We start from the raw sequence: 11,812 nt of genomic DNA, 5'->3' as shown, positions 1-11,812 counted from the left end.
TCAGCCGATGGCCGTTCAACTATGCGCGCTCCCAACCGATCCGGTGACAAACCCCCGGATCAGGTGGAAACCCGTACACCACTCCCCAGGACGCAACCGCGCTTCCCACGCTCGCAGGTGGAGTGCCACGTCCTCCGGGTCGTCGAGCCACATCTCGGCGTGCCATGCCTCCGTGATCACCAGTTCATCGTCATGGACGGAGAAGCCGACGCCGGCAGGCACGTTCATGTCCGCCTCGAAGGGGACGATACCGACACGCACATGCCCCGAGCCGAGTCGCGCGGCGACACGATCGAGTTGCGCCGACAGGACGGCGGCGGAGCAGGGGCGAGCACGAAGCGCGCCTTCCCAGAGGAGGAAGCGAAAGCTCCGTGTCTGGTCGCCGAGGATCTCCTGACGGCCCAGTCGCGCCTGCACGGCGGCTTCGATGTCGCGCGGGGCAGTGTGGATCGCTGCGTACCTCGTCAGGACGTCACGGGCGTAGTCAGCGGTCTGCAGGAGGCCGGGGATCAACGCCGGATCGAAGCTCTTGCGTGTCTGGGTCCTGCGGGCCTGTGCCTGGTGCGCCTCCTGGACGGCGCGGTACCCACCTGCGAGTTGCCGACGCCATGACCGGTACTGCGTCTCGAGCCCGCGCAGTCGGCCGGCCAGCTCCGCTGCCGTTTCGGGATGCCCGGTACCCTCCGCCCACGCAGCGAGATCAGCGAGGAGCGGCGTCTGCTTGCCATTCTCCAACTTGCTGACCTTGGACTGTGTCCAGCCCAATCGGTCGGCAAGTTGTCGGCCGGTGAGACCGCCCTCGACACGCAACTCTCGAAGCCGCACGCCGAGGGACAACCGGGCTTGCTGGTAGTCGGTGCTCACCCAGCGGACGGTACCTGAGCCTTGAATGCTGTGTAAGGCGTCGCATGGTGCCAGGCGGCGTCCCGTACCTGGCAGGCTCGCAGAACCTCCGCAGGGTCCGTGACCAGCTCCATGCCGACGGTCCGTTCCCCTTCGAAGTGGAAGCGTGCAACCGTGCGTGAGTCGAACAGCCAGAAGTCCGACAGGTTCACCCCGTGACGCTCGGCGTCGGCACGCCACAGGTACCGAATGTCCTCACCCGCTGCGACATTGGTCCGAGCACACGCCAGGAGGTACCGCTGGCCGACGGTCGGAGGGGAGTCCACGAGTCGCACACGTTCGAAGCGCTTGCCGCTGCCCACCATGCGTCGGACGCCGTCGAACCATGGGTGGCCGACCTCTCCAGCGGTGTCACCCGTCCGTAGGAACTCCTGGTACGACGGCATCTGCTGGTCGGAGAGATAGCCGGTCCTGGTCTCCAGACGCCAGGCGGTGTGCTCGAAGCCGTCGTTGATGAACTCGCTGATCTTCTGCTGAGGGACGAACTCGGGCACGTGGTCCGCCGCTTCCTTCGGTGCGAAGTCGACCAGCAGCGAGCGGGGGACGATGACGAAGCCTTCCCCGTCCTTCACGTACTTGAGCTGCGCCACGTCGTCCGGGTCGGTCACGGCGTCGCCCTGGACCACGACCTCTCCGGTGTCCAGGTCTTCGTACAGCGTCGGGCAGTCGCCCACCGCTGACGTGCTGCCAAGCACCCTCAGTCGTCGTGCCACGTTCGCTCCCTTCTCACCGGACAGAACGACTTCACGATGGGCCATGCCTTCCCAGCTGTCAGTGATGATTCTCGATTATTCTCGCAATGCGCTGCGGTCTGATGGACGATCAGGCCCAGGACTGCTACTGAGATCGAATCATGCACCGGCCGTGAGCCCTATGTCCGTGCGGCGACAGCGCCGGGGTGGTGGGCAACCTGAGCCGGATGGGTCAGTTGGAGGTAGTGGCCGGCCCCGGCGACCTCGGTGACTGGGTGGGCGACGGGCGTGACCAGCGGGTCGGTCGAGCCCACGATGATCTGGACCGGGACACTCACTTGGTCGAGCAGTGCTCGCGACTTGCTGCGTCGCGTGATGTCGGCGCGCAGCGCTGCGGCGACCCGGCGCGCGACTCCGGGACGGTGCAGGTCTGCTGCGGCGCTCTTCACCTCTACTCCGTTGGGGACGCCCAGGGTGTGGGCCAGTCGAGCGGGGGACATGCGGCGCATCAGCGGGGCGGCGAGGGGTGAGCGGGCGAGTGGGGAGGCCGGCGCCTGGAGGAATGACGGGGAGACCAGGACGAGCCCGCTGATGCGGGTCGGATGGTCGATGGCGAAGCGCAGCGCGGGGGCGCAGGCGAGGGAGTGTGCGACGAGAAGTGGGCGGGTCTGCACCGGGTCCAGCAACTCGGCCAACCAGGAGTCCATCGGCTGGGCCGTGGCGGACGAGCGGCCCAGGCCCGGCAGGTCGGGGGCCAGTACCGGGCCGGTGAGCAGGGAGGCGAGCGGTGCCCAGAGGTCGGCGTTCATCGGCGCACCGTGCAGCAGGACGTGGTCGGGGCGGTGCCGGTCCCCGGTCAACCAGGTACGGCTGCCGGCAACGGGGTGGAAGCCGTACGGGCGCAGCCAGGGTGAGGTGGCACCGAAGCGGGCGGCCACCAGGTCGTCGGCCCAGGTGTGCAGGGCGTCGGTGGCCGCAGGTGTCCGCAGGCCGGCGTCGGTGGCGAAGGCATCGGCCCCGGCTGTGGGATAGCGGTCGGTGGACAGGAATGACAGTGTCTCGGGATCGGCGCCGGTCAGCTTGCGGGGCAGGCGACGTACCAGGCCGACGGGAACGGTCCGTCGGGGCGCCCGCGTGCCGGTGTGGCCGGCGATCGTGCCGATCAGTTCGGGTAGGCGTGGGGTGGTGTCGTCCAGTACCCAGTGGTGCACGCCCGCAGGCGACGTGGGGAGTCGAGCCATGAACCGAGCCAGGTGGTCGAGCACGGTGATCGGCACGAAGGTGTCGGCGCTGCCCGGTACTGCGGGCAGTCGGCCGTTCCACAGGTCCTCGACGAGGGTGGCCAGGCCGATGTACTGGCCCGGCCCGATCACGACACCGGGATTGACGATGTTCAGCGGGACGTTCAACTCGCGGGCCCGGGCACGCAGAGCCTGATCGCCCTCGATCTTCGAGGCCTCGTACGCACCGAGGCCTGCGTAGTCGGGGCTGCCGTCGACCGCGCTCACCCGGTACCCGCTGATGTGCACCAGCCGCCGCAGTGAGGGCCGCGCGGCCGCCCATTCGAGCACGTGGAGTGCCCCAGTGACGTTGGTCGCCCGTGCCTCTTCCACTCCGAGGCCGAAGGCGTAGCGCCCGGCGGTGTTGTAGACGTCGCGCACTTCTGGGAGCCCCGAGAGTGGTCGGGTGATGTCGGCGGTGACGAGTTCCAGGTTGCCGGTTTCGATGCCCTGGGAGATCAACCAGGGGGTGAGGGTGTCCTTGCGCACGGTGGCGGCTACCCGCTGCCCCTGGGTGAGCAGTTCAGCGACGAGGGAGCGGCCGATGAAGCCGGTCGCGCCGAAGACGATTGCGTCCAGCGGATCCATGAGACTCCTTAATAGATCGGTCTACATATTTTTGAGCCATGGAAGGGCCCGCCGATGCGGCGGGCCAGGTCAGCTCAGCAAGACGCGAATCTGACGGGTGACGCTGTCCAGAGGCCTTCTGCTGCGATGCGCCCGGGCCAGCAGAAGTGCGCCCTCGATCATCGCCAGGATCGTCACGGCGAGGTCGTCGGCATCCTGACGGCTCGCCAGTTGTGCCCGCAGGGCCGTCTCCCACGAGGAGTAGACCTCCGCGCACGCCTCCTGCAGCAGGTCGTTGCCGGCGGCCGTCTCCAGCGCGACGGTGGCGACGGGGCATCCCTGGTGCCAGTCCGAGCCCTCCAGCCGGTCGCCCAACTGTCGCAGGACCGCGTCGACGAACTCCGCCGCCGAGGAGGTGGAATCGGCCAGCCCGCCCATCGCGTCGCCGATCGTCTGCCCTGCCCGCCGGATCGACTCGGCGACCAACTGGTCCTTGCCGCCGGGGAAGTGGAAGTAGAGCGAACCGCGGGGCGCACCGCCGGCAGCGATCACCTGGTTGAGTCCAGTGCCGAAGTAACCTCTGGCCTCGACCGACTCCTGCGTTGCGTCCAGCAGTCGGTCGCGCGTTTCGGTGCCCTTCTGTCCCATGGCGCCAAAACTAGACCGATCTACATATTCCTGCAACCACCGGCCCTCAGCCGGAGAGGTCGATGCGGTCGCGCTGGTCGAGGGTGGCGGCCACGGTGGCGAAGCCGCAGACGTGACGGGTCATCCGGCGCATCGCGGCCGAGCCGTCCTGCTTGCGGATCGCCTCGGTGACCTTGGCGTGGGCCCGGGCAGTGACGCCGCGGATGTCCGCGTCCAGGAACTGCTCCAGGTCGGTGGCGGAGTAGATCGCCTGCGAGAGGGCGCTCATGAAGCCGATCAGGAGCTCGTTGTCGCCGGCCTTGGCCACGGCGTTGTGCCAGCGGATGTTGGCGCGGAGGAACCTGGGGAGGTCGGGGCCGGCGTCCACCAGGTCCGCGTGGGCGGCGTCCAGGTCGGCGAGGTCGGCGTCGGTGCGGCGCTTGGCGGCCAGGGCGGCGCAGGTCGGCTCGATCGCCTCGCGGGTCTCGTGCAGGGCCTCCAAGCGGATCTGCTGTCCCCGGATGACCAGTTGCACGGTGTTCGCCAGCGATTCGCGGCCGGGCCGGTGCACGAAGGCGCCACCGCCCCGGCCCGGCCTGATCCGCAGCAGCTTCTCGACCTCCAGGATGCGCAGGGCCTCCCGCACCGTGGCCCGACTCAGGCCGGTCTGCTCAACCAGTTGACGTTCCGGCGGCAGCGCCGTCCCCTCGGCGAGTTCGCCGCTGAGGATCCGCTCACGCACCTCGGCGGCCAGCACGTCCGACGCCTTGGGGACGGTGAGAGCGCCGAAGCGCGGCAACGGCTCTGCGCTCTGCATGGGTTCGGACCTCTCGTTACTGGTCGGACGGTTCGGTTTGGTCGAACCATTGGACACCGTATCCGGGCCAGTCGTCAGGTCACCATGCTTCCATCCACAGACAGGATCAGGCTGACCTCAAGTTCTGCCGCAGTAGGCAACCGTGAGTTAGCGCGCTGCTGGAAGTGGGCTCCACCCATTGCAGTTTTATAACGCAGCAAGTGCGCCTTACCTGACTCATCGTCAAGACTTACCTATCGGGTGCACCTAATTTTGGGCGAATCCTTCACGCTTCCGTCACGCGTGGTGATCGTCAGATTGGATGCCCGCAGTCCCGTGTATCCGCTGGGAGTTGGCTGTGTTGTTGCCGAGTGCCGTTCGGGCTGATGCCTGACAGGATCACGCCGTTTCTCGGCGCAGTCGGTGTGCTGACTTTGTGGTGTCGGTGAAAGGCGGGGGCGTTCGTGTTCTCGAGCGGGTTCGCGGGCGGGCTGATACGCCCGGCGCTGCGGCGTTGGGTGTCGGTGGTGGTGTCGGGGGCGCTGGCGGTGTCGGTGCTTTCAGTGGTGGCGCCGGCGGTCGTGCCCGTGGTGGCCCCGGCGGTGGCGGCGACGGCGTCCTCGGGGGGTGACTTCGTTGCGGTCGCACCGACGCAGAAGATCGTGGACACCTCCACCGGGGTCGGCATCAGTGCGACGTTGGGCGCGGCTTCGACGACGGCGTTCCAGGTGCTGGGACAGGGCGGTGTTCCGTCCAGTGGTGTGGGTGCGGTCTCGGTGGACCTGGAGGCGACCGGGTCCAGTGCGGGCGGGTATCTGACGCTGTGGGCGGACGGCACCACCAAGCCGTCCACGACCACGATGAACCTGACCACGGGTCTGACCTCAGACAACGCCGCGATCCTGGCGGTGGGTTCGGACGGCAAGGTCGATGTGTACAACCTGGCCGGTACGGTGAATCTGCGGGTGGTGGTCAACGGCTACTACACCACCGCGACCGGGACCGCCGCGCCCGGCGGCTATGTGCCGATCACTCCGACGCGGCTGGTGGACACCCGGGTGGGCACTGGTGCTGCGCTGGCGCAGATCCCGGCCGGCGGCAGCATCGATGTGCAGGTCGACGGGGTGGCCGGGATCACCGGCGAGTCCTCGGTCTTCGCGAACCTGACCGTGCCCGCCGCGACCGCGGGCGGGAGCCTGTACGGGTATGCCAGTGGGGCGTCCAGTGGCGGGCAGCCGATCCTGACGTTCTCCACCACTACCCGCAGTGCCGGGGCGATCATAGCGGTGGGTTCCAACGGGAAGATCACGCTGCGGAACAGTTCGACGACTGCGGCGATCGACGTGGTCGTGGATGTGCCCGGGTTCTTCTCCACTGCCTCGTCCACCGGGGGCGGGTTCACCGCGACGTCGGCGCGGCTGCTGGATACCCGTACCACCACTGCGTTGGCGGCCTACGGGACGGTGAACCTGCAGATCGGCGGCAGCAACGGCGTCCCGGCGCGGTTCGGTGCGGCGGCGGTTGACCTGGTGGCGATCAGCGGGGCCAACACCGGCTACCTGCACGCCTGGGCCACCGGGAGCACCATGCCCACCACGTCGGTGGACAGCTACCAGGCCAACGGCGTGACCTCGTCGATGGCGGTGGTGGCCCCGAACGCCACCGGCAGCATCAGCGTGTACAACGCCAGCTCAGGATCGATCCAGCTGGTGGTGGACCTGCAGGGCTGGTTCGCCTACAACAGCCCCCCAACCACCCCGACCGCGCTGGCGGCGGCGCCGACCGCGACGGCGGGTTACACCTCCAGCGTCACCCCGACCCTGTCGGGGACGGCTACGGATGCGGACAGCAGCACGGTGCGGTTGGACTACCAGATCCTGTCCGGCAGCACCGTTGCGGCCTCGGGGTCCAGCGCGTTCGTCAGCTCGGGCACCTCCGCACCGTGGGCGGACACCACCACGCTGGCGCAGGGGGCCTACACCTGGAAGGTCCGCAGTTTCGACGGCAGCCAGTACTCCGCCTGGTCCGCGGCTCAGCCGTTGACCGTGGACAGCTGGGCTCCGAGCGACTCCAGTGTCGCCTCCACGGATTTCCCGGCGAACACCTGGTCGGGTACGCCCGATGCGAGTGGCAACTTCACCGGCAGCTTCACCGCCACCCCGCCGTCCAGCGAGGTGGCCGGGATCGGCCTGCAACTGGACGGCGGCGCCTGGACCAAGGTGGCCACGACCGGGACGGCCGTCTCCCAGTCGTTCACGTTCGCGGCGGGCAAGCACACCGTGGTGGCCAAGACCTACGACACGGCCGGGAACTGGGCCGGCGGCACCTCCTACGTCTTCTACGCCGGCTCCGGAGCCGCATTGACCGCCCCGGGTGCGGGTGAACGCCCGGCGCGCCGGGTCGGATTGATGGCCCTGGGGCTGACCTCCTACACCGGGGTCACCTACCAGTACCGGATCGGGGACACCGACACCTGGCACAGTGTGCCGGTGGCCAACGTCACCCAGAACTCCGACGGTTCGACCCTGTCGTCCTGGCCGGTAGCAGTCACCAACGGCCTGCCGGCGGCGCTGACGTGGAACATCACCGACACGTTCGCCGTGGACGGTCCGGTGGACGTGCGCGCGCTGTTCACCGACGGCACCACCACCGGTGCCTCGCCGGCCAACACGGTCACGGTGGACCGCAACGCCGGTACCGCGCCCAGCGTCAGTGCCGGGCCTGCGTCGGTGAACTCGCTGACCGGAGACGCGAGCCTGTCGGCGACCGACGCCTCGGCGTTCGGGATGACGGTGACCCGTTCTTCGTCCTCGCGGCGTCCGGGCAACGGCGCCGCCCAGGCCGGGCAGGCCGCGATCTTCGGCCCGCAGTGGACCGCCGGCACCACCGCCGAGACTACCGACTCGGACTGGTCCTACATCACGCAGACCTCGACCATGGCGGTCTCGCTGGTGGACGTGGACGGTGACCCGACCGGGTTCACCGCCACCAGTTCGGGTGCCTGGAAGCCCGAGCCGGGCTCGGAGGATCTGACCCTGACCGGGTCGCTGACCGGGTCGTTCACCCTGAAGGACACCGACAGCACCACGACGGTGTTCACCAAGCCGTCCGGGGCGAGCACCTGGCAGGTGACCAGTACGTACCTGGCCACCGCCAACTCCACCACCACCGTGGTCCCGCAGACCGTGACCGTGAATGGGACCACGCTGGTCGAGCCGCACTACGTGATCGCGCCCACCAGCGCGGTTGCGGCGGCGACGTGCCAGACCACGCCGTCCACGGCCGGCTGCCGGATGCTGGAGTACGTCTACGCCACCGCCACCACTGCCACCACATCCACGCCGGGGGACTTCACCGGCCAGGTCAAGCAGATCAAACTGTGGGCCACCGCTCCCGGCGCGACCAGCGCGACCGCGACCGTGATCGGCCAGTACGACTACGACACCGCCGGCCAGTTGTTGGACCAGTGGGACCCGCGGGTCAGCCCCGCGTTGAAGACCAGCTACAGCTATGACAGTGCGGGTCGGGTCACCACGCAGACCGACCCGGGCCAGCTGCCGTGGACGTTCGCCTACGGCAAGGTCGGCACCAACTCCACCTCCGGCGACGGCATGCTGCTGTCCGCCTCCCGTCCCACCCTGACCCCGGGCAGCAACACCACCACCAACGGCACCGCGACCACCACCGTGGTCTACAACGTGCCCCTGTCCGGCAGCAGCGCACCCAACGCCATGAGCACCACCGACACCGCCACCTGGGCCCAGACCGACGCACCCACGGATGCCACCGCGGTGTTCCCAGCCGACCAGGTCCCCGCCTCCAACGACGGATCCACCCTAGGCAGCGGAGACTACGGCCGGGCAACCCTGACCTACCTGGACGCCTCGGGGCGCCAGGTCAACACCGCCACCCCGGTCGGACACATCACCACCACCCAGTACGACCGGTACGGCAACACCGTGTTCCAACTGACCGCGGCCAACCGCGAACTGGCCCTGGGCACCGCCGCCTGGCAGGTCGCCCAACGGCAGTCGCTGGACATCGAAAAGGACACCACCGTCCAGCGGGCCCAACTGCTGTCCACCACCTCGCTCTACAACACCACCAGCGTGGTCGCCGACACCGGCACCGACAAGAACACCGACCCATCCGTCATCGGCCAGCGCAACATCGAGGAGTACGGGCCGATCCACCTGGTCACCCTCGCGCACAACACCACCACTGCGGGCGGCACCATCGCTGCGGGCACCCAGGTGCCCTCGCGTCAGCACACCCTGAACACCTTCGACCAGGGCCGTCCCACCGACGGCACCGCCACCACCAGCAACCAGATCACCACCGCACAGGTCGGCGCGGTCGTCGACGGCGCGGCCGACGGCGACACCACCACGACCAAAACCACCTACGACTGGGTCAAGGGCCTGGCCACCGCGACCACCACCGACCCCAACGGCCTGGCACTGACCACCACCACCGGTTACGACAGCCAGGGCCGGGTCATCTCCACCAGCTTGCCCAAGTCCACCGGCTCGGACGCTGGCACGACGATCACCACGTACTGGTCCGCGACCGGGACCGGCACCTGCCAGGGTCGCCCCGAGTGGGCCGACCTGGTCTGCTCGACAGCACCCGCTGGGGCGATCACCGGCGGTGGGACCAATCCCACCGGCCTGAAGACCACGACCACCACCTATGACCAGTGGGGCAACACCGCCACGGTCACCGACACCGCCAACGGGGTTACCCGCACCACCACCAACACCTACGACGCGGCCGGACGCCTGACCAAGACCGCCGTCACCGGCGGGAGCGGCACCGCGGTCGCGGACACCACCACCGCCTACGACCCGGCCACCGGCAACAAGGCCTCGGTGACCGCCAACGGCCAGACCATCACCTACACCTATGACGCTCTGGGCCGTCAGACCCAGTACGCCGACGGCAACGGCGCCACCACCAGCACCAGCTACGACGCCCTGGACCGCCCCGTCACCGTCACCAACAACACCGGCACCACCACCAACACCTACGACACCAGCAAGAACGCAGCCGGGCTGATGACCTCGATGACCGACCCGGTCGCCGGCACCATCAGCGCCCAGTACGACTCCGACGGCAACCTGTACGCCGAACAACTACCCGGCTCCGTCACCCTGCAGGTCAGCCGCGACCAGACCGGCGCCGTCACCGCACGCACCTACACCCGCAGCGACGGCACCGTGATCACCAGCGACACCGCCACCTTCACCATCGCGGGCCAGGAGGCCACCCACAGCTCCACCGCCCCGGGCATCGGGGCGGAGCAGGCCTACACCTACGATGCCGCAGGACGGTTGACCCAGGCCGACGACACCGAGGGCAGCACCACCACCCACCGTGCCTACACCTTCGACAACAACACCAACCGCACCGGGTTGACCACCACCGTCGACAACGCCGACGGATCGGCCGGCACTCCGGCTACCACCGCCTACACCTACGACAGCGGCGACCGCCTGCAAACAGTGGCCGGAACCGGTGTCGTCTACGACGCCTTCGGCCGCACCACCACCCAGGCCGACGGCACCACCCTGGCCTACTACACCAACGACCTCGCCCAACGCGAAACCTCCGGCACCACCCGCCAGACCTGGACCCTGGACGCCGCCGGCCGCCAGGCATCCTGGAGCACCGAGTCCAACAGCACCGGTACCTGGACCCAGTCCGGATCCCACACCAACCACTACGGATCCGACGGCGACAGCCCCGACTGGACCGTCGACAACACCGCCGGCACCATCAGCCGCAATGTCCAGGGCATCGACGGCGACCTGGCCGCCACCACCGACGCGACCGGCAACACCGTCCTCCAACTCACCAACATCCACGGCGACGCCACCGTCCAGTACCCCCTGGACACCACCAAGAGCCCCGTCGTCCAGGCCTACGACGAATTCGGCAACCCCATCAACGGCACCACCGCCACCACCTACGGCTGGCTCGGCGCCAAACAGAAATCCAGCAACACCCCCAGCGGCCTCACCCTCATGGGCGTCCGCCTCTACAACCCCACCACCGGACGCTTCCTCCAGATCGACCCCGTCCCCGGCGGCAGTAGCAACGCCTACGAGTACGGTGGTGGCGACCCAATCACTCACTTTGACCTCGACGGGCAGTCCTGGCGAATTCACTGGAACTACACGGTTCTCGGGCGGTATGCCCTGGAGTTGATCGGCCGTAGCGGCGGATCAGCTAATCGATCCTTCGCATCCGGGTTGGGATTCGGCCTACGCAGAATTGCGCCCCTCTTCGGCTATAAATGTGGACACTCATACGGAATGCGTACATGCGTTGGTGGGAGCTTTCTCAATGCGCGCGGAGGTACTACCCTCGGAAATACGTACTTCACAGGTTCTAGGCGGTACGTGACACCGGCTCGCATTCGGCACGAGATGGTTCACGTTCGGCAGTGGCGGACGTACGGACCCATATTCCCCATCCTCTACGGTTTGGCCGGTAGCAATCCTTGCACCAATCGATGGGAAAGGCAGGCCGGCTGGAGGAATGGAGGATACTCGCAGTGCTAAAGAGGGACGTAAAATCCATCGGGGCTATGCAGCGCGGTGCGTTGATACTGACTCTCTCCTTGCTCGCTGCTCTCGTGGCAATTCTGATGATCGTCACAGTGCTTCGAGGTTCCTTGGCTGGGGGACTGCTCCCTAGCGACCCGGAGCCTCCGGTCTTGGGGATTAGAGTCCTCTCTAGCGGAAGCCTGGAGGTGAAAATTCCCGTATGCCACAGAACTCCGATCAGTGAGGTCGATGCGACGTTTTATGATCGCATCGATAATCAGCCGGAGAACCCGAACTGGATGCGCAGCGGAATTTCAAGCGAAAGCGGCGCGATCATTCTCGGGGCAAGCTCCGGCCCCGGAGTCACAAAGGGATCGATCCCCAGTATTCGAGAAT

6 protein-coding genes are annotated in these 11,812 nt (G+C 67.8%); 1 reads left to right on the top strand and 5 read right to left on the bottom strand.

Annotated elements, in window-relative coordinates:
* Positions 1-15 precede the first annotated feature (15 nt).
* From IF29_RS0112580 to IF29_RS0112560, 5 genes are all read right to left on the bottom strand, one after another.
* Positions 16-864, bottom strand: a complete 849-nt coding sequence (locus tag IF29_RS0112580) for a helix-turn-helix domain-containing protein (protein ID WP_084713989.1) — start codon at positions 862-864, stop codon at positions 16-18.
* A complete protein-coding gene (locus IF29_RS0112575) occupies positions 861-1,616 on the bottom strand; it encodes a DUF6879 family protein (protein ID WP_030253451.1) in 756 nt (251 codons plus the stop codon). Before IF29_RS0112575 ends, IF29_RS0112580 begins: the two co-directional genes overlap by 4 nt.
* Positions 1,617-1,774: 158 nt before the next feature.
* Positions 1,775-3,463, bottom strand: coding sequence for an alpha/beta fold hydrolase (locus IF29_RS0112570; protein WP_030253449.1), 1,689 nt, complete (start codon positions 3,461-3,463; stop codon positions 1,775-1,777).
* Positions 3,464-3,532: 69 nt separating this feature from the next.
* Positions 3,533-4,090 carry a TetR/AcrR family transcriptional regulator gene (locus IF29_RS0112565; RefSeq protein ID WP_030253443.1) on the bottom strand — a complete coding sequence of 186 codons (558 nt, stop codon included), beginning with the start codon at positions 4,088-4,090 and terminating at the stop codon, positions 3,533-3,535.
* Positions 4,091-4,136: 46 nt separating this feature from the next.
* The gene (locus tag IF29_RS0112560; RefSeq protein WP_051725213.1) at positions 4,137-4,886 is read right to left on the bottom strand and encodes a FadR/GntR family transcriptional regulator; all 750 of its coding nucleotides are present in this window, start codon (positions 4,884-4,886) and stop codon (positions 4,137-4,139) included.
* A gap of 443 nt (positions 4,887-5,329) precedes the next feature.
* On the opposite strand from IF29_RS0112560, the gene IF29_RS48490 reads away from it, so the two are divergent.
* Entirely contained in the window at positions 5,330-11,431 is a 6,102-nt protein-coding gene (locus IF29_RS48490) for an RHS repeat-associated core domain-containing protein (RefSeq protein ID WP_051725212.1), read from the top strand.
* Positions 11,432-11,812: the final 381 nt, after the last annotated feature.

It is taken from the genome of Streptacidiphilus jeojiense (assembly GCF_000719095.1).
GTDB lineage: Bacteria > Actinomycetota > Actinomycetes > Streptomycetales > Streptomycetaceae > Streptacidiphilus > Streptacidiphilus jeojiensis.
The sequence above is the reverse complement of the archived record's forward strand: the minus strand, read 5'-3'. Positions and strand labels throughout refer to the sequence as shown.

Bases quoted from the DNA above. Each gene is read 5' to 3' on its own strand.
- IF29_RS0112570 (WP_030253449.1), bottom strand. From the start codon at position 3,463: ATGGATCCGCTGGACGCAATCGTCTTCGGCGCGACCGGCTTCATCGGC.
- IF29_RS0112565 (WP_030253443.1), bottom strand. From the start codon at position 4,090: ATGGGACAGAAGGGCACCGAAACGCGCGACCGACTGCTGGACGCAACG.
- IF29_RS0112560 (WP_051725213.1), bottom strand. From the start codon at position 4,886: ATGCAGAGCGCAGAGCCGTTGCCGCGCTTCGGCGCTCTCACCGTCCCC.